16 protein-coding genes and 1 pseudogene are annotated in these 19,837 nt (G+C 44.8%); 6 read left to right on the forward strand and 11 right to left on the reverse strand.

Going from position 1 to position 19,837, the window contains the following annotated elements:
* Positions 1 to 115 precede the first annotated feature (115 nt).
* The 9 genes and pseudogenes from N39L_RS28545 to N39L_RS28585 form a co-directional block, all read right to left on the reverse strand.
* A complete protein-coding gene (locus tag N39L_RS28545) occupies positions 116 to 310 on the reverse strand; it encodes a hypothetical protein (RefSeq protein ID WP_148261877.1) in 195 nt (64 codons plus the stop codon).
* Between the two features lie 46 nt (positions 311 to 356).
* Positions 357 to 494, reverse strand: coding sequence for a hypothetical protein (locus N39L_RS28550; protein WP_172973415.1), 138 nt, complete (start codon positions 492 to 494; stop codon positions 357 to 359).
* Between the two features lie 186 nt (positions 495 to 680).
* Entirely contained in the window at positions 681 to 902 is a 222-nt protein-coding gene (locus N39L_RS28555; protein ID WP_014277041.1) for a hypothetical protein, read from the reverse strand.
* Positions 865 to 1,050, reverse strand: coding sequence for a hypothetical protein (locus N39L_RS28560; RefSeq protein WP_014277042.1), 186 nt, complete (start codon positions 1,048 to 1,050; stop codon positions 865 to 867). The genes N39L_RS28555 and N39L_RS28560 overlap by 38 nt, the downstream gene beginning before the upstream one ends.
* Entirely contained in the window at positions 1,010 to 1,399 is a 390-nt protein-coding gene (locus N39L_RS28565) for a hypothetical protein (RefSeq protein WP_050856801.1), read from the reverse strand. Before N39L_RS28565 ends, N39L_RS28560 begins: the two co-directional genes overlap by 41 nt.
* Positions 1,400 to 1,467: 68 nt before the next feature.
* Positions 1,468 to 2,361: pseudogene (locus N39L_RS28570) on the reverse strand (IS630 family transposase).
* A gap of 785 nt (positions 2,362 to 3,146) precedes the next feature.
* Entirely contained in the window at positions 3,147 to 4,688 is a 1,542-nt protein-coding gene (locus tag N39L_RS28575; protein ID WP_006617980.1) for an alanine/glycine:cation symporter family protein, read from the reverse strand.
* A gap of 91 nt (positions 4,689 to 4,779) precedes the next feature.
* Positions 4,780 to 5,088: a DUF3593 domain-containing protein gene (locus tag N39L_RS28580; protein ID WP_006617979.1), complete on the reverse strand. Its 309-nt coding sequence runs from the start codon at positions 5,086 to 5,088 to the stop codon at positions 4,780 to 4,782.
* A gap of 12 nt (positions 5,089 to 5,100) precedes the next feature.
* Positions 5,101 to 5,406 (reverse strand): DUF2499 domain-containing protein, encoded by a 306-nt coding sequence (locus N39L_RS28585; RefSeq protein WP_006617978.1) that lies wholly within the window; start codon positions 5,404 to 5,406, stop codon positions 5,101 to 5,103.
* 65 nt (positions 5,407 to 5,471) lie between these two features.
* On the opposite strand from N39L_RS28585, the gene N39L_RS28590 reads away from it, so the two are divergent.
* Positions 5,472 to 10,628: a WD40 repeat domain-containing protein gene (locus tag N39L_RS28590; protein WP_014277071.1), complete on the forward strand. Its 5,157-nt coding sequence runs from the start codon at positions 5,472 to 5,474 to the stop codon at positions 10,626 to 10,628.
* A 253-nt stretch (positions 10,629 to 10,881) separates the two neighbouring features.
* Here N39L_RS28590 and N39L_RS28595 read toward each other — a convergent pair whose 3' ends face one another.
* Positions 10,882 to 11,475, reverse strand: coding sequence for a 4Fe-4S single cluster domain-containing protein (locus tag N39L_RS28595; protein ID WP_006617975.1), 594 nt, complete (start codon positions 11,473 to 11,475; stop codon positions 10,882 to 10,884).
* Complete coding sequence (locus N39L_RS28600) at positions 11,472 to 12,545, reverse strand: coiled-coil domain-containing protein (protein WP_014277072.1); 1,074 nt, start codon at positions 12,543 to 12,545, stop codon at positions 11,472 to 11,474. Before N39L_RS28600 ends, N39L_RS28595 begins: the two co-directional genes overlap by 4 nt.
* Before the next feature lie 172 nt (positions 12,546 to 12,717).
* On the opposite strand from N39L_RS28600, the gene N39L_RS28605 reads away from it, so the two are divergent.
* The 5 genes from N39L_RS28605 to N39L_RS28625 all read left to right on the forward strand — a co-directional run bounded on the left by N39L_RS28605 (position 12,718) and on the right by N39L_RS28625 (position 19,728).
* On the forward strand, positions 12,718 to 14,226 hold the full coding sequence (locus N39L_RS28605; RefSeq protein ID WP_014277073.1) for a hypothetical protein: 1,509 nt from the start codon (positions 12,718 to 12,720) through the stop codon (positions 14,224 to 14,226).
* Between the two features lie 49 nt (positions 14,227 to 14,275).
* A complete protein-coding gene (locus N39L_RS28610; RefSeq protein ID WP_014277074.1) occupies positions 14,276 to 16,831 on the forward strand; it encodes an AAA family ATPase in 2,556 nt (851 codons plus the stop codon).
* Positions 16,828 to 17,007: a hypothetical protein gene (locus N39L_RS28615; RefSeq protein ID WP_014277075.1), complete on the forward strand. Its 180-nt coding sequence runs from the start codon at positions 16,828 to 16,830 to the stop codon at positions 17,005 to 17,007. The genes N39L_RS28610 and N39L_RS28615 overlap by 4 nt, the downstream gene beginning before the upstream one ends.
* 105 nt (positions 17,008 to 17,112) lie before the next feature.
* Positions 17,113 to 18,258 carry a GUN4 domain-containing protein gene (locus tag N39L_RS28620; protein ID WP_014277076.1) on the forward strand — a complete coding sequence of 382 codons (1,146 nt, stop codon included), beginning with the start codon at positions 17,113 to 17,115 and terminating at the stop codon, positions 18,256 to 18,258.
* A 216-nt stretch (positions 18,259 to 18,474) separates the two neighbouring features.
* Positions 18,475 to 19,728 (forward strand): GUN4 domain-containing protein, encoded by a 1,254-nt coding sequence (locus N39L_RS28625; protein ID WP_014277077.1) that lies wholly within the window; start codon positions 18,475 to 18,477, stop codon positions 19,726 to 19,728.
* Positions 19,729 to 19,837 lie beyond the last annotated feature (109 nt).

Here is a 19,837-nt window from a genome sequence, read left to right on the forward strand (position 1 = left end):
TTACCTCCACCCAACCTACTTAAATAAGCGATCGCTCTTGGTAGGTTGGGTGAAACTCCGTGAAACCCAATATAACGGAGAGATGGTGGTGTTGGGTTCCGTACCTCCACCCAACCTACTTAAATAAGCGATCGCTCTTGGTAGCTCTTTGTTGCTTGGGTTTCACCCAACATTTGTAGGTTGGGTGAAACGAGGGTGAAACCCAATATAACGGAGAGATGGTGGTGTTGGGTTCCGTACCTCCACCCAACCTACTTAAATAAGCGATCGCTCTTGGTAGGTTGGGTGAAACGAGGGTGAAACCCAACATCATTGAGAGATGGTGGTGTTGGGTTCCGTACCTCCACCCAACCTACTTAAATAAGCGATCGCTCTTTGTAGGTTGGGTGAAACTCCGTGAAACCCAACATCATTGAGAGATGGTGTTGTTGGGTTCCGTTACCTCCACCCAACCTACTTAAATAAGCGATCGCTCTTTGTGGCTCGGGTTTCACCCAACATTTGTAGGTTGGGTGAAACGAGGGTGAAACCCAATATAACGGAGAGATGGTGTTGTTGGGTTCCGTTACCTCCACCCAACCTACTTAAATAAGCGATCGCTCTTGGTAGTTTGGGTGAAACTCCGTGAAACCCAACATCATTGAGAGATGGTGGTGTTGGGTTCCGTACCTCCACCCAACCTACTTAAATAAGCGATCGCTCTTTGTGGCTCGGGTTTCACCCAACATTTGTAGGTTGGGTGAAACGAGCGTGAAACCCAACATAACCGAGAGATGGTGTTGTTGGGTTCCGTTACCTCCACCCAACCTACTTAAATAAGCGATCGCTCTTTGTAGGTTGGGTGAAACTCCGTGAAACCCAACATCATTGAGAGATGGTGGTGTTGGGTTCCGTACCTCCACCCAACCTACTTAAATAAGCGATCGCTCTTTGTAGTTTGGGTGAAACGAGCGTGAAACCCAACATAACCGAGAGATGGTGTTGTTGGGTTCCGTTACCTCCACCCAACCTACTTAAATAAGCGATCGCTCTTTGTGGCTCGGGTTTCACCCAACATTTGTAGGTTGGGTGAAACGAGCGTGAAACCCAACATAACCGAGAGATGGTGTTGTTGGGTTCCGTTACCTCCACCCAACCTACTTAAATAAGCGATCGCTCTTGGTAGGTTGGGTGAAACGAGCGTGAAACCCAACATAACCGAGAGATGGTGTTGTTGGGTTCCGTTACCTCCACCCAACCTACTTAAATAAGCGATCGCTCTTGGTAGTTTGGGTGAAACGAGGGTGAAACCCAACATAACCGAGAGATGGTGTTGTTGGGTTCCGTTACCTCCACCCAACCTACTTAAATAAGCGATCGCTCTTGGTAGGTTGGGTGAAACGAGCGTGAAACCCAACATAACCGAGAGATGGTGTTGTTGGGTTCCGTTACCTCCACCCAACCTACTTATAGCACTAGTCAATACGGTTAGGACGCAGCCTTGAGAACATAATCCATGGCATCATCGAGAGAATCAAACTGCTCACGTGCAATGGCGAATGCGGGCTTTCAACCACGACCAACATTTCTCTATCTTGTTGAGGTCTGGCGAATAAGGCCGAAGATAGAGTAAACGGCATTGAGCTGCCTCCACCAGTTCAGCCTGCCGCCTCCCTTTATGAAACGTTGCATTGTCCAGTACTAGAGTTTGACCTGGCTTCAATGTTGGAATTAAGATAAACTCCAACCACAACTCAAACACTGTCCGATTACAACAACCCTCAAAGCGATCGGGGGCTAAGAGTTGTTGATAACACCATGCCGCCATATAGCTCACCCTGCCCTGCCTCTTCCCGGATTTGAGGGCATCGAAGCGTTGTCCTTCCTGGCAGTAACCATAAGGATAATCCGAGTCTTGACTATTCATGCCAGCTTCATCGAGGTAAACCAACCCTTCCGGCTCCATATGTTCAATCTGAGCAATAAACTCCTCTCGCTGTTGCTCATCACGTTCTTGGTAGCCGTAAGTTGTTTTCTGGTGAAGCCAATTTTCTTCAAGGTTCTGGATATGGTGCGAGGAGAGATGTCGTCATCCCAAAGTTGAGCCATCTGAGCGGAGGTTTTGTGGCCATGCTCTTGGGCAAAAGCCTTGAATTTGTGCCAGTCGGTAATTTGGTGGCTATGACCAGGTGGGCGATTAGGTTTAGGGAGGAAGTCTCCGGTCTGTGCTTTTCTTTGCAGCCAGAGATTGATAGTGTTCCTGCTGACATGGAAAACTTGACTGGCTTCGGTTTTGGGTATACCGTCTAGTTCAATTGCATTAATAACTTTTTGTCTAAGGTCGTAACTGTAGGGGGCTAGCCTTTTGGGTCTTCTGTAGATATCCTTGCCATTATACGTCCTAACTTTTCTGTCTTGTGCTATATAAACAGTTATGGGGAATGGTTCGAGGCTCCGACCTCTTATCCAGACTCGGGGCTGGCTTCCCCACTAGGAGGTGATTTCAGGCATCACAGCCTTATTTGGTCTCCTCAACATTTCGCACTCTCTACTCATTGTTATCATGGGGTCATAACTTCCCATTCAAAACAGTTTGTTTGATGACCTTGAGTTCCCTGCCTTGTTTGGGGGTTCAATCCAAACGTTGGGACGTATAAACAGTTATGGGGAATGGTTCGAGGCTCCGACCTCTTATCCAGACTCGGGGCTGGCTTCCCCACTAGGAGGTGATTTCAGGCATCACAGCCTTATTTGGTCTCCTAAACATTTCGCACTCTCTACTCCCTGCTATCATGGGGTCATAACTTCCCATTCAAGCAGTTCGTTTGTGACCTGGAGTTCCCTGCCTTGTTTGGGTGTCGAATCCAAACGTCGGGACATATAAACAGTTGTGGGATGGTCAGTGCCTAACCACTTATATCCAACCAAGGGGTTGGACTCCCCACCAGGCGGTTATTTCGGGTATCTCAACCCTATTTCATGCCTGAACGTCTCGCACCTACAATTATTAATTATCGGCGGTGGGGCGGGTTTATTAATATCGTCCTGGGGATGGATAATTGACGGCGGAACCCGCCCCTACAATTATTAATTATCGGCGGTGGGGCGGGTTTATTAATATCGTCCTGGGGATGGATAATTGACGGCGGAACCCGCCCCTACAATTATTAATTATAATTATATCGTGCCATATAATCTTTTAAGTCTCTGGCGACTTGGGGACAGAGGAAATAAACCCCCAACAGGTTAGGGAATGCCATTCCCAATAACATTCCATCACTAAAATCAATGACGGGACCAGGGGCGACTATGGCTCCCATAAAAGTAGCCATTAGGAAGAGGATTTTATAGATAATTAAACCCTGCCCTCCGGTGAGATAATCCCAGCAGCGTTCACCATAATAACTCCAGGATATCATAGTAGAAAAAGCAAAGAAAAAAACAGCGATCGCCAAAATTATGGGGAACCAACTAATGGAACTGCCAAAAGCGGCGGCGGTCAATTCTGCCCCGGCTCCGGTAGCGCGTAATTGCTCATATTCGGGATTATTATATGCCCCAGTAATTACAATTACTAAAGCGGTCATATTACAAACAACAATAGTATCAATAAAAGGCTCTAGAAGGGCGACAATACCTTCTCGGATCGGTTCATCAGTGCGAGCGGCTGAATGAGCGATCGCCGCCGAACCCAACCCCGCCTCATTAGAAAAAGCCGACCGTCTAAACCCTTGAATAATTACACCCAAAATCCCGCCCTCAATAGCTTCTGGCTGAAATGCTTGGGAAATAATCACCCCAAAAGCACCAGGAATAGCGGTAAAATTACTCAGTAAAATAAACAGAGAGGCGACGACATATAAAATACACATTAAAGGGACTATTGTACCAGCGACTTGACCAATGCGGCGGACTCCGCCAATAATTACCAAGCCGACTAATGTTGCTAAAACTGCTCCATATAACCAATTAGGTAGAAAGGGAAACACCCGGGAAACCGCCCCAAAAGACTGGTTAGCTTGGAACATATTTGCACCACCCAAGGCGGCGAAAATACAGAAAAAGGAAAAAGCGATCGCCAAAACCCGTCCAAAAATCGGATAATTCATCCTTTTTAAACCTTCCGATAAATAGCGCATCGGACCCCCAGAAATAGTGCCATCTGGGTTAATCACGCGATATTTTTGACCGAGGGTACATTCAACAAACTTACTACTCATTCCAAAAAAGCCACCCACAGTCATCCAGAAGACCGCGCCGGGTCCTCCGACACTAACAGCAATAGCTACCCCAGCAATATTTCCCAAGCCGACAGTGGCGGACAGAGCGGTTGCTAAGGCTTGAAAATGGGAGACTTCCCCGGAATCGTTAGGATCATCATATTTTCCCCGCACCACGTCTACAGCGTGTCGGAAGGCGCGGATATTGATAAATCCCATGCGGAAGGTAAAGAAAATTCCCCCAACAATTAGCCATAAAACAATTAGGGGAATTCCCATGTCAATCCCAAACAGAGATTTAAATAGATACCCGGTCCCTGCATCCCAGAATAGGACACCAAATATCACATTATTGACAAACCAGGTGAAACCATCATTAATAGCCTCAAAGACTGTTTGGCTGCGGCTTTCATCCTGAGCCCAAGCGATGGTAGGAATCAACAAAAACAGTAGGGTATATAGCCAAACCCGTTTTTTAGTTATCCTCATAAATGGTAATGGTTCACAAGACTAAGATGGATACTTAGAGAGTTTTGGGAAGTGAGGGAACAGACCGGAGGGGACTCCTGGCTGGGAACTCTTAACTAGCTTGGGAGTCTTTATCTGAAATTTTGTTAGCGATCGCCTGGCTAAATCCTAATACAATCAGGATATTGGATAGAGTCAAAAACAACTCAGCCCCCCCATGAAGCCAATCAATATTAGCTAAAGATTCACTATAGGCGACCTGAGCATAAATAGCCGCCGGAATGGTAACCGCCACAAATACTAAAGTACCGTAAAATCCGATCAGGGCTAGTATTGGGGTTATTCCTGAACGGGTAAGGAACCAGAGGAAACCGAGATAAGGAAACAAAGACAGAACAAATAGAGTATCTTTAGAGAACATGGTTAGTAGTTTTTAAGTTTCGAGTGATTTGGAAGTTCGCCAAAGCCACCAGGCGGCAATACACAAGGTAAAATTACCAGTAACGGTCATAGCAGCTTGTAGGGTGACCAACCATTCTAGGTTGGGGGGGTTATCAAAATAATGCCAGGTACAAGCACACATAGCACTAATCAAGGCTGGTAACATAGCATAAGATAAACCCCACCAGGCTCGATTTTCGGTAATTACGCCGTAACTCCAGATTAGCCCTATGGCGACTATCCATTCAATGACGCTAGAGATATGAATTATCCAGGTGGGAATTGATAAAGCGTGCATAAGCAGATTGTAAATGAATTTGAAAAATTGTCGATAATCACCCTAAGTTTACAGGTAACAGACAAATGAGTGTGCATCCCATTAATGATACGATCGCTCTGAATGAGAGCCAACTTAATACATTAAGCAGAACCCTGAGATTATCTGAGGGACAGTTTACTCTGTTGCTGGTGCGTTGTAACTATACCAATTTGCGATCGTCAATGGTACAACAACTGCGGCAGAAATTTCCCTTACCCATTCGCGAGTTATACCTTCAGCCATCAATACAGAACTTGTATGGCGCTATTCAAGGGGAATTGGCTAAGGGGTCCGAACCAGCGGCGCTTATGGTCTACGGCTTGGAGTCTGTGAACAGTCTTGATGAAGTCTTAGACGCGACCAATTTTGCGAGGGAGTCTTTTCGGAACTTGGAATTTCCCCTAGTTTTATGGGTTGATGACAAAACCTGGCAAAGAATGAACCGCCGCGCCCAGGATTTTACCAGTTGGGCGACTACTTATGAATTTGTCTTAGGAACTCAAGAGTTATTGGAATTTTTGGAGACTAAAACCCAGCGGGTATTTGGGGAAGTTCAGAAATTTGGATCGCTGCAATTTGTCCCTAATACCAAGATTTTGGGGACGGGTTCTCGGTCAGAAATAGAGTTGGCTTATCAAGACTTAAAACAAAGATTAACTCAGTTACCTATAGAATTAGAAGGGAGTTTACAATTTTTATTTGCTCGTTATTCTTATGCTAAATATGAAATAGATTTAGCGATAAAAAAGTATCAGAAAAGTCTTAGTTTGTGGCGCAATATTTCTCATAATCTGCCTAATTTTCAGCCTAATTTGACTCATTTAGAATGGCAAGGAGTGATATTATTTCATATAGGATTATGCGAGATTTATCAAGCCGATCAAAATCGTTATGGTACGGGGAAAAAAGAATGGGAACGAGCCCAACAACATCTAGTGCAATCTATTCAAAGGTTTGAAATTGCTCAACGCCAGGATTTGGTAGCTAAGTTTATTAATAAATTAGGGGAGGTTCTCGGTCAATTAGAACGGTGGGATGAGTTATGGGAATTGGCGATCGCCTCCCGGAAACTCCATGAATCTCCTGGTGAATTAAATCAGATTTTATTGGCTCAGGATTATGGGTTTTTAGCAGAAGTTTGTCTGCATCGTTCTCAGTGGAATCATAGTAAAGAATTGGCTGAGGTGGCTTTAGATATATTGATGCGGGCTAATGTTTCGGAGGCGATCGATTCTTCAATTTGTAATCAGCAGCAGGGTCGTTTTCTGTGGCTATTAGCTGAATCTTTAGAAAAATTGAGTCAACCTAAAGCGGCAATTCAAAAATTAGAATGGGCGAAAAAAGCGACTATTCCCCAATACAACCCACCACTATATTTGTCAATCTTAGAATCTCTACAACGTCTATATTTTGACCTAGGAAATTACCGAGAATCTTTTGAGATTAAGGGAGAACATCGCCGCAAATCTAGCACTTTTGGCTATACGGCATTTATTGGCGCTGGTCGGTTGCAGATTCGCGAACGAGCGATTAATCTTAGTTTAACAGATGCCGATTATGGCTATACCTGTGCTGATGAGATCCAGACTTCTGGACGGGAAAAAGATATCGCAAATCTCCTAGCTCGCATGGCGAGTCCTCAGCATAAACTCACGGTTATTTATGGTCAATCAGGAGTTGGTAAAAGTTCATTATTACGAGCAGGTTTAGTTCCTTCTCTCCAAGTTAAGCCTATCGAAGCGCGTCAAGTAGTACCTGTGGTTATTCGTAACTATAGGGCTTATATCAGAGAACTAGATCGACAACTATCTGGTCTTCAAGAATCAGAAATAGAACCAGAAACCGATGTTGGGTTTCACCCAACCTACCTGGCTGCTGTTGGGTTTCACCCAACCTACCTGGCTGAAAAGGCTGTTAATAGCGGTTATCCTGAATTGACTAAGGCTGATGAAGGGGAGCAAAAATATCTAATTAACCACATTTTAGAAACCTTGAAACATAATGCGGTTAATCATCGGTTAACTGTGCTAATTTTCGACCAATTCGAGGAGTTATTCTTTGTCTTAAATAAAGGCGATCGCCAGATATTTTTTAAATTATTACAGCAAGTTTTAAAAATTCCCTTTGTCAAGGTTATCTTATCCCTGCGAGAAGATTATCTGCATCATTTATTAGAGGCTTCTCGTCTGACTAACTTCGAGGAAATTGGCAACGATATTTTAAGTAAAGATATCCTATTTTATGTGGGCAACTTTAGCCGGGAAGAAGCATATAATGTGATTAAGAGTCTGACCGATAGTTCCCGGTTTTATTTAGAAGATGCTCTAATTAAAGCATTAGTCAATGATTTATCCACCGAATTAGAAGAAGTGCGACCCATTGAAATGCAAGTAGTGGGAGCGCAACTACAAACCGAAAATATCACCACATTAGCAGAATACCAAAAACGCGGACCCATGCAAAAGCTGGTTGAACGTTTTTTGGAAGTGACCATAAAAGACTGTGGGGCGGAAAATGAGACGATCGCCAGACTAATGCTATACCTATTAACCGATGAAAATGACACCCGACCCCTAAGGACCCGTGCGGAACTTTCCGAAGAATTAAAAGAACGGCTTAAATTACCATCAGTTACCGTTGAATTAGACTTAATTTTAGATATATTTGAACAATCAGGATTAGTGTTCCGAGTAGTAGAATATGATAGCGAATTTTATCAACTTGTCCATGATTATCTCGCGGGTTTTATTCGTCAACAACATCGCTTAGATCGCGATGCAGAGTTTGAACAACTCCAAGAAGAAAATGAGCAAATGCGACGGGAAAGAGAGTTAAATCAACAAGTACAAGAAGCTCAAGCTAAACAACATGAAGCGGAGGAAAAATTAAGCCGACAACGCAGAAACTGGCGGATGGTTGCGGCTGGTGTCGGTCTTTTAGTTCTGGCTATTGGCGCTTGGGAAGTGCAAAAATGGCAGCGCAATTCTGCCGATCGCCTCGCCGCCTTAAAATCCGTAGAACGCGCCTTGAGACTATCTGACCAAAACAATCAAATCGAGATTTTACTAACAACTTTAAGACTCAGTAAAGACATTCAAGAAACCAACCCCACCGACCAACAAAAACTTGAGGTAACATCTGGTTTACGGGAAGTTATATCTAATATTCAAGAAAAAAATCGCCTACAGGGACACACTAGCAGTGTTCTGGGGGTGGCTGTTAGTCCTGATGGGAATTTCATTGCTACAGCCAGTAATGATCATACGGCTAAGGTCTGGGGTATTGATGGCTTATGGTTACAGAACTTACCCCATCAAAATAGTGTGACCAGTATTAGCTTTAGTGAAGATAGTCAATTTCTGGGGACTACTACCGCCGATAATCAAGTCACAATTTGGGTCTGGGATGAACAACAACAACAATTCCAATATCTGCACAACTTAGTAGGTCATGAAGCGTTAGTTACCCGTGTTAAATTTAGTCCCCAAGGAGATTTAATCGCTACCTCTAGTAATGATAATACTATTCGCCTGTGGCGACCTGATGGCACTATAATTCGTGTCTTGGAAGGTCACACAGATAGAGTGTTAGATGTAGAGTTTAATTCCGATGGACAAAAACTAGCCAGCGCGGGTAAAGATAAAACTGTCCGACTCTGGAACCGCCAAGGAGACCTATTAGCCACTTTGAGCGGACACTGTGAAGGTGTTTCTTCGGACTCTTTTGATTACTGTAATATTCATGATGTCAGTTTTAACCCCAAAAATGATAACATTTTGGTTTCCGGTAGTAGCGATCGCACTCTCAAAATTTGGGACTTAGAACAACAACGGGAAATCCGCACCCTCAAAGGACATAATGAGGAAGTTTTGACAGTCTTATTTAGTCCAGACGGTGAAGTAATTGCTAGTGGAAGTCGTGATGATACGGTGAAAATTTGGGGGTTCCCAGATGGGAGTTTATTAAATACCTTAGTAGGTCATCAAAATGATGTCTGGTCTGTGGCATTTACTCCTGATAGTAAGACGATTGTTTCCGCTAGTGCAGATACTACTGTCAAACTCTGGAGTCGCAGCTATACACCAGAAGCGAAAAGGGTAATTGAAGCCAGTGATGCAGCTATTTGGAGTCTCAGCTTTACTCCCGACAGCCAGGGAATAGCTACAGCAGGTAATGATAGCTTAGTCAAAATGTGGGATCTTAACCAAGATGATCAGAGCGCTTTATCGTGGCAACTCGAAGGTTTAGGACAGCCTAGGGATCTCAATTGGGTTAGTGTCAATTCTCAAACAGATCAGCCTCTGGTCGCCACCGGAGGCGCAGATAATACTATCAAATTATGGACTACCGATGGTGAAGCGATCGCCACCCTCACTGGTCACACTGAACCCGTTAACGCCATTGCATTTAATCCTAGTAAAAATATCTTGGCTTCCGCTAGTTCTGATAAAAACGTCATCATCTGGGATTACGATGGTCAATTAATTGAAACTCTCAGAATTCCCGCTTTCCCTAATGATGGTATTGTCAGCGACATCAAGTTTAACGGTGATGGTACTATCTTGGCGGTAGCTATCGGTAATGAAATGGCTATCAGGGCAACCGATGAACTCTATGGCGTGGTTTTATGGCGTAAACAAGGAGATAGTTGGATTTCCTATCCCAGTATTCCAGAAAATGAAAGTGTTAATAGTATCGCTTTTTCTCCTGAATTGGGAAAACTGGCGATCGCATCTGGTAAAAATGTTAAACTATGGTCTCGTAATGGTACTCCTAGACCTGATTCTTGTCCCATGACTGCTTTGGCTACGGTTCGCAGTCTCAGCTTTAGTCCTGATGGTCAAATTTTAGCTACCGCCAGTGATGATAAAAAAGTCCGATTATGGGCTGTTAAACGCGATCGCGATAAACTCTGGCCTGCTGATGGTTGTCATGGCACTGAAAGCGCCATTGAACCCATTACTACCATTAATCATAATGTCTTTGTTAACCGCATTGCTTTTAGTCCTGATGGTCAAACTTTAGCGATCGCCAAAGACGATGGTACATTAATATTATGGAGTATGGATAACCTCAATCTTGATAGTTTGATTAGTCGTAGTTGTACCTGGTTACATAATTATCTACAAACTAATCAAAATGTGCTTCCTTCAGATCAAAAACTCTGTAACTTAACTTACCCCACCATTACCCGCTACTAAACTCCCCCAAGCTGTTTGTTAACTTTTGTAACAAAAAATTAAGAAATGTTGCGAAAAATTTTTTTTGGGGGGGAGGGGTTGCTTTTTCGATTGACTTCGGTTACAATTTTAGATAATAAAAATATTTGCAATTTTTTTAATTTAACAAAGATTTCCATTATGAGGCTATACATTAATACCTTAGCATTAACTCCCGGTGCTTGTCAAGCCTCAGCCCCAGGGCGAGCCGAAAAAATTTTTTTTTAATGAAATACTATAGTTTTAAAGCCTGTTTAAAATCCTGTCTAAAGCGGTGTGGTGGAACCCCAACCATTAAAGCCGAATCATTGCGAATATGAACCTCAACATCCCGTTTTCTAGTGGTAAATAATGCCGATTCTGGGAGGTGGCGGGGGGTGAGGAAGTGAATATTTTGGTTAGATGAACCTCGCCAGCCTTGGTTATCATTGAGGTCGGCGATATATTGTCCGTCAATGATAACATCAATCAATTCTAGTAGGGGGATGATATCAGCCTTTGTGCGAATTTCGTTGAGGGTAAATCCAGTATAACATATAATCGAAATATCGCGATGGTTTCGCAGGTGTTGAAACAGTTTAGTTAAGGCGATCGCCTGTAGCATAGGTTCGCCGCCAGAAACAGTTATACCGTCTAAATTGGGTTGGGATAAAATCAGATTTCCCAGTTGTTCGTGGTCAATTAATGTAGCTTGAGTTTGGGGTATCCACTCCGGGGAAATGCAGCCAGGACAGTTAAAGCTGCAACCTTGTACCCATATTACAAAGCGGTTTCCGGGGCCGAGGGTGCGGGTGTGGGGGCAAATTTCAGCAATGTTTAAGAGAGTCATGAGGAAAAGTTAAGGGTGAGTTTTTGGTGTTCTTCGGCGTGGTGTTTTTGGAGAGTAGTTAATTGGCGATCGAGGTCTTGGAGTTGAGTTTTTATGTGTGCTAAAAGCGGGTCAATTTCTGCGTGGTTGACCGGGAGATATTGGCAAAGTTGACGATCGCGATCATAGTGTTGGCTGAGGTGGTCGCCAATGGTGGTAGTTTGTTGTTGGTATCGGTTACAGTCGGCGATCGCTTTTTTCAGGTCACTTTGTAGGCGGTCAAATTCCGCTTTTTCTTGCTGCAATTGTGTCAGGGTCTCTGATAAAATAGGGTTGAGTTTATGGCGTTCCGTTTGGGTAAGCGTTATCAATTCCGTGGCGATTTCCGCCGTCTCGATTTCTCGTTGATTTTGGCGCGATCGCAGTCTTTGAAGTTCCGCTTCTAGGCGGGTTTGCTGCGCTGCGAGTTGGTCTTGTTGCTGTTGGAGGGTTTGCAGTTCTTGATAGAGCGGTTCGAGGGTTTGCGATCGCCTTTCGATGTCTTGGCGCAGTTGGTCTAAATCGGTATTTTGTAGTTCGGTTTCTATATGGTTTAATTGAGTTTCGAGGCTTTTTAATCGTGCCAATTCTGCCGCCGCCTGTTTTAACTGATTTTCCTGACTAAAAAGCTGATTAGCCGCCGCCAAAATTCCCGACGTTTCTCGGGAGATTTCCGCTAATTTTTGGGAGTTATTTGCCAGCTTTTCCGCCAGCTTTGGGGGGATAGATCGGGCGGAAAAATGTGGTTTCCAGGTATCCAGGAGAGAGAGTTGTTGGCTGAGAGTTTGGGAGAGGGCGATCGCCCAAGCGTCCAGAGTATCCGGGTCTGAATTTGCCAGGTTTTCTAACAGTTCTGGGGGGTAGAAATTTTCCCATAATTTTAGGGCGATTTTCACCAGTTCAAAAGGCAGTTCAATGTGATCATAATCCAACACCTCACCATGAGGCAATCTCTGGGCTATTTTAATTAAAGCTGCGGTTTGTTCTTGCATTGTCAAGCATTCCAATAACTTAGGCTGTAGGCGAGTCCAGAAACTGATCAATTTTGCCAACCATTACCCCAAAGGGGAGGGAGACTTAAATCTGGCTGGGGTGAGACTCAAACAGCCCGGTTTTCGGACAACCATAAAGTTAAGTAATTTTACGGTGTTTGATTTTCCCGAAAACCATTATACTACACCATAGGAATTTAAATCAACCATTACTAAAAAATAGGAGCCATAAATGAGTGGTGAAAAACAACGGTATATTCAGGTTGAGGATCGAGAATTGCGACGACTGCGGGAACAGGACTCCAGGCTGCGATCGCTACAACAGGACCTCCCCGAACGGTTAAACGCCGTTCAACAGCAAGCCCAGCGGGAGTTTCAGCAACGCCTCGCCCCCCTCGAACAGCGAACCCAACGCCAGCAACAAGAAATTAGCGGACTGCGAACCGGAATTAAAGACTTGGAAACCCAGACCAACCTACGACTACAAAATCAGCGGCGGGAATTTCAGCAGAATATCCGAGAGTCCGAGTATCGTCAACAACAGCAATTACAACAGGAAGTCGGACGGCTAGAGTCTTCTATGCGGGAAGGCTTTACTCAGCAGCGACGGGAATATTTAGGATTGTTAAATAGTCAACGCCAGGAGTATCTGAATTTATTTCAACAACAGGATCATAAATTTACTCAACTGATAGCTGAGGAGCGACAAGCCAGACAACAAGGACAACAAATCCTTCAGCAACAGATTAATCAAGTAGTTGAGAATTTGGAGGCGGAAAGTCAGCGGAAACAACAGTTAGCAGTTGATTATTTTGCGGATGTTGACCAGGTTTGGAAACAGATTGATCGCGATTATCAACACCAACGTTTTGCACCGGGTAAATTAGCCGATTTACGTCGGGATTTAGACCTAGCAAATAGCAATATTCAAGCGGGGGTTTTTGAAGCAGCGATCGCCACTTGTCAGCAAACCTATCTCAAACTAGCAGACCTGCGGCTGGAACTGGAACAAAAACAGCAGGAATGGCTATTTTATTATCAGGCGAGTTTAACTGATTTACGCAGTTTAATTACCGAGGTACAATCTCACCGAGAATGTGAAGTAGAAGTCGGACAGGGAAGCGACGCGGAAACCTTCAAATGTGAGATTAACTACTGGACTAATGGGCGACTAAGCGAGTATGAAAACCAACTCAATCAGTTAGAAACCCAACTGGTGGAAGGAGAAGCCACCCTCACCACTGAACAGGTTAAAAATATCGGCGAAAATATTAATCAATTGCAGCCGATTTTAGGGGACATTATCGAACAGGCGAAACTTTCTATTTTAGGTTCTCAAATGCGGGCGGAAATTGCCGATCGCATTGTCGAAACTCTCGAAAATATCGGTTATACCCTAGTTGATGATACCTACGAAGGAGAAGACGAACGCAACGCCTTTGTAGCCAAGGTTAAAAATGTGGCTGGGGATGAGGTGGTAACCGTGATTAGTCCTGAGTCGGAATTTGGGGCTAATTCGGTTTCAATTAATAGTTTTAGCCAGACTTTAATCGACGAAAAAGCTACCCGCCAAAATGCCGAGGCGATTTTTAATATCTTGAATGAAGCGGGCGTTGAAGGCGTGGGTGATATAGAATGTAAACAACAGGCGAACAGTGAATATCAGGATATGAATGCAGTCAAAACGCGACTGAAAAAGCCATCTGTTCAGTCACCCCAATCGAAACCATCTGTTTCTTAACTATCCTTTTCTGACCCCTTCTCCCCATGGTGGAGAGGGGTTTAAGAAGATGTCAATATACTATCAAATCATGGTTGAACGAGTCACCAATCAATTGAACCTCCAAACAGGCGATCGCTTTTTAGTTTTGTGCGGAACCGACACCGGGGATAGCTTCTGTAGCGACGATTTATTATTGCAAGATATCGAACAGGTTTTGCATCGCTATTTACACAGCCAAGGCTTTAATCGTATTGTTTTATATTCGGGAATTAACAAGCTGTATTTTCTCGATTATCAATCTCTGCAAAACGCCAGGGAACAGCCGAAAACCACGCCGCCGAGACCTTCCCCGTCCGAAATGCGAGTAAAAAGCGCCAGTCCTTTGGGGAAACGCCGCCGCTTATTGGGACGAGAAACCCCGACCAAACCGGAACCCCAACCCTCAGCAAATCGCCGTCCTGTCATGTCTGATATTTCATGTATAGGCTTATTTCAACACTTCATGGAAGATACCCGCTATCAAAGTGCGATTATCTTTTCTGATGTAGAAGATTTGCGGATGTTTGAAAACTGCCGAGAATTGTTTGGACGGATGGTAAGTTGGGGAAGATTCCCACCTACCAACCGCAATTTATGTGTGTTTATTTCCCACCATCATAGTCTACAACAGTTTCAAGATTTTTGCAACCATACAGGCTTTACTTTTTTGGGAAATTGGCTACAAAATAGGAGCGATCGCCAATTTAATTTAGTGCGGGTTTCTACCCCCACAGAACCCGAGTTACAAAGCCTGTGGGATTATTTCCGACTGGTTCACCAAAAACCTGTAAATTGGGGCGATCGCCATCGTTTAATCTCCGCTATAGCCGCCGAAAATCAACCCCTAAAGACATGGTATAATCGCTTTAATACCGCCATCGAATTATCCCTAAATGTCGCCAAACAAAACCAGTGGTTATCGGGGGATGTCAGCGACATACCCGCCTTAGAACGCTTACAGGAATTGGTAGGTTTACAGAATGTTAAAACCGCCATAAACCAAAAAATCCGGTCATTATCCAAGGCTCAAGAACGCCAAAAACAAGGCATCAACACCGACCCCCCTAGACTGCATTTAGTATTCAAAGGAAACCCCGGCACCGGAAAGACAACCGTAGCGAGATTAATGGGGGAAATTTATCGAGATTTGGGGTTATTGAGGCGGGGTCATGTAGTAGAAATTGGCGGGCGAGATTTGGTGGCGGGATATGTGGGACATACCGCAATTTTGACCAATGAAACAGTCGATCGCGCTATAGATGGGGTATTGTTTATTGACGAGGCTTATACCCTCACTCAAGGAGGTGAAAATGACTGGGGACGGGAGGCGATCGATACCCTGTTAAAACGCATGGAAGATGAACGAGGAAGGCTCGCCGTCATTGTCGCCGGATATCCCGACCTTATGGATAATTTTATCAAATCTAACCCAGGTTTGCCAAGTCGTTTTGCCACAGAAATTATTTTCGAGGATTATCAACCCTCCGAATTATTAACCATTTTCGGTCAACAGGTACAACGGGTTAAAAGTGCGATCGCCCCGGATTTAGAAGCGCCTCTCAAGAACTTATTAACCCAGCTTTATGAGAACCGAGACAGCCATTTTGGGAACGCCAGAGAGGTAGAAAAGTTGTTTAATAAAATGGATGATTGTCACAGTGATCGCGTGATTAAACACGGTTTAAATCCCCTCACAGAACCCTTAGCAGTCGCCGATTTACCCCCTGAGTATCGGGAACTCTCCCAACGGGGAACCGCCGACACAGAGAACCTAGAAAAACTCCTCGCCAAATTAGAAAACTTGACCGGGTTAGACTCGGTTAAACAGGATATCAAACAATTAATTAACACCCAAATCGCCGATAAAAAATTAGCCAGTTTAGGGATGTTAGCCAGTAATGAAATCGAAACCCGTCATTTATTATTTACTGGAAATCCCGGCACCGGAAAAACCACCGTCGCTCGTTTAATTGGCGAAATTTATCGAGCCTTGGGACTGTTAAAAAAAGGTCAATTTGTGGAAGCAGACCGCACCAAATTAGTCGGACAATATATCGGACATACCGCCGAAAAAACCGCCCAGGTGATTGAGTCCGCCCTAGATGGGGTGTTATTTATTGATGAAGCCTACTCCTTATCTCGTGGGGGAGATAGCCGAGATTATGGACAGGAGGCGATCGATACTTTGGTTCCCATGATGGAGAATTATCGCGATCGCCTCGTGGTAATTTTAGCCGGATATTCGCGGGAAATGGCAGAGTTTATCGACAGTAACTCCGGCTTACAATCTCGCCTGTCTAAAACCATCGATTTTCCTGATTATAACGGTGCCGAAATGCACAGTATTTTTCTGGGAATGTGTCGAGAAAGCCGGCGAATTTGTCCCGATGACGTATCCGCGCGAGTCCGGTCAACTATGGATTTTGCCTATCAAAATCGTGGCAGAAATTTCGGCAATGGTCGCGATGTCCGCAATTTTTATGAACGGATGGTCAACAACTTAAAAAATCGCCTAGTCCGGGATGACTTAAACGGCGAGGATATGATCACATTTACCTGTGAGGATATCCCCAGTTGGGAGTGACCGAAAGAAACCAGATTTCTAGGATAATCTTTGCATCCCAATCAAGACTTGGTAAAGAAACCCGGTTTTTGCGATCGTCAATTTCGGAAGGCGATCGCATTTTGTCCCCCACTTTCCCACAGTGGGAATTAACCCTTAATGAAGTGTTGACAGCCAGTGGCATTCGTGAGTTATAACCGGGTTTCCGTGGACTAGGTAGGAGCCTGCCCTCACTGTGGGTTATAATACCAAAATAGCCGGGTTTCCCTCCGCCCGGTTGTCATGATTTATTGGGGTTGAGAATGATGGCGAAATGTCCCGTTTGTGAAACGGAATATACACCAAATGAGGTCGAAACCTGTTCGGTGTGTGGTTATGACCTGACACCCTATCCCCCTATAATTGGTGGGATACCGTCGGGGTTTTTGGAGAAGGAGAAAAAACGCATTGCGGCAGCCAAGCGGGTTTGGAAATTGTCCCGGTTAAACTCGGCACAGTTGATGGTCTCTAAAGTGCAGTCTCAGTTAGATGAAACCACCCGGAAAATTGAGGGGTTTACCCAGTCCCAATCACAGCTAGAATCTCAGATAGAAGCGATCGCATCTCAACTCCAATCCCAGAGTCAAGCGATCGCATCTCAACTCCAATCCCAGAGTCAAGCGATCGCATCTCAATCCCAATCGCTATCAAGGATAGAATCGCAGATAGAAGCGATCGCATCTCAATCCCAATCACAGCTAGAATCGCAGATAAAAGCGATCGCCTCTCAACTCCAATCCCAGAATGAAGCGATCGCATCTCAATCCCAATCGCTATCAAGGATAGAATCGCAGATAGAAGCGATCGCATCTCAATCCCAATCACGCCTAGAATCGCAGATAGAAGCGATCGCATCTCAACTCCAATCCCAGAATAAAGCGATCGTATCTCAACTACAGCCGATGGTCGAACAAGTGCAAGAAACTCCCATCGTGTCTTCATCTTCTGGTTTTGATTATACCGAACTCAACAGATTATTGAAATCAGGCAACTGGAAAGCTGCCGACGAAGAAACGGCTAAGATGATGTGGAGGGTGGCGGGAAAAACCCAAGCAGGATATTTAGACGAGGATGATATCAAAAACTTTCCCGGCGAGGATTTGCGAATCATCGATGGTCTTTGGGTTAAACACAGTAACGGACACTTCGGGTTTAGTGTCCAGAAGCAAATTTACATCAATTGTGGGGGAAAGCCCGATGGATCGTATCCAGGTGATACAATCGTATATCGGTTTGCAGACGAGGTAGGATGGCGAGTGGGTGGGTCGTGGTTGAGTTGGAAAGATTATACGTTTTCCCCCGGGTCAGCCAAAATGGGCCATCTACCAGCGGCGGGGCGGCTTCCTGGTGGTGGTGGTTGGTGGCTGGGGAGGACCAGTCGTTGTCTTCTCTCGCGCACAGACTTGTAACCTGTAGTAAATAACCACTTCAGGCAGTTGTCAAGTTCTTGTTTTCGGCAACTTTTTCACGCAAACATGGGCTTTTCCAGGCGGGGGAAGTTACCGTGGAGAGTAAAGAAACCGGGTTTCCGTGGACTAGGTAGGAGCCTGCCCTCACTGTGGGTTATAATACCAAAATAGCCGGGTTTCCCCCCGCCCGGTGGCGGCGATTTGTCGGGGTTGAGAATGATGGCGAAATGTCCCGTTTGTGAAACCGAATATACACCAAATGAGGTGGAAACCTGTTCGGTGTGTGGTTATGACCTGACACCCTATCCCCCTATAATTGGTGGGATACCGTCGGGGTTTTTGGAGAAGGAGAAAAAACGCATTGCGGCAGCCAAGCGGGTTTGGCAATTGTCTCAGTCTCAGGTAGAGTCCGCACAGTTGATGGTCTCTAAAGTGCAGTCTCAGTTAGATGAAATGACCCGGAAAATTGAGGGTTTTACCCAATCTCAATCACAGCTAGAATCTCTGGTCAAAGCGATCGCATCTTCTCAACTCCAATCCCAATCACAGCTAGAATCTCAGATAGAAGCGATCGCATCTTCTCAACTCCGGTCGCTACCACGGCTAGAATCACAGATAAAAGCGATCGCATCTTCTCAACTCCAGTCGCAATCACGGCTAGAATCACAGATAAAAGCGATCGCATCTCAATCCCGATCACAGCTAGAATCTCTGGTCAAAGCGATCGCATCTCAACTCCAATCCCAGAATGAAGCGATCGCCTCTCAACTCCAATCCCAGAATGAAGCGATCGCATCTCAACTCCAATCCCAGAATAAAGCGATCGCATCTTCTCAACTCCAATCCCAATCACAGCTAGAATCTCAGATAGAAGCGATCGCATCTCAACTCCAATCCCAGAATGAAGCGATCGCATCTCAACTCCAGTCGATAACTGAAGCAGTGGCAGATACTCCCATCGTGTCTTCATCTTCTGGTTTTGATTATACCCAACTCCACAGATTATTGAAATCAGGCCAGTGGAAAGCTGCCGACGATGAAACGGCTAAGATGATGTTAGCGGTGGCGGGAAAAACCCAACGGGGATATTTAGGCGAGAATGATATCGAAAACTTTCCTTGCGAGGATTTGCGAATCATCGATGGTCTTTGGGTTAAACACAGTAACGGACTCTTCGGGTTTAGTGTCCAGAAGCAAATTTACATCAATTGTGGAGGTAAGCCTGATGGAAGCTATCCAGGTGATACAATATGGTATCGGTTTGCAGACGAGGTAGGATGGCGAGTGGGTGGGTCGTGGTTGAGTAGGAAAGATTATAAGTTTTCCCCTATTGTAGCCAATAGAGGCCATCTCCCATTTGTTGTGCTGAAAATGGAGTGGGAGAGTGGAGAGGCCATCTCCCGGCGTGTGAGGGTGAAGGTGTATCTTAAGGTGTATAAGGTGCTCTCGCGCACAGACTTGTCTGATTAGAGTAGGAAATAAGTTTTCCCATTGTAGCCAATCAGAGTAGGAAAGATTTTAAAGTTTTCCCCTATTGTAGCCAATAGAGTGTGTATCTTCTCTCGCGCACAGACTTGTA

The organism is Limnospira platensis NIES-39 (assembly GCF_026000695.1).
GTDB classification, from domain to species: Bacteria; Cyanobacteriota; Cyanobacteriia; order Cyanobacteriales; family Microcoleaceae; genus Limnospira; species Limnospira platensis.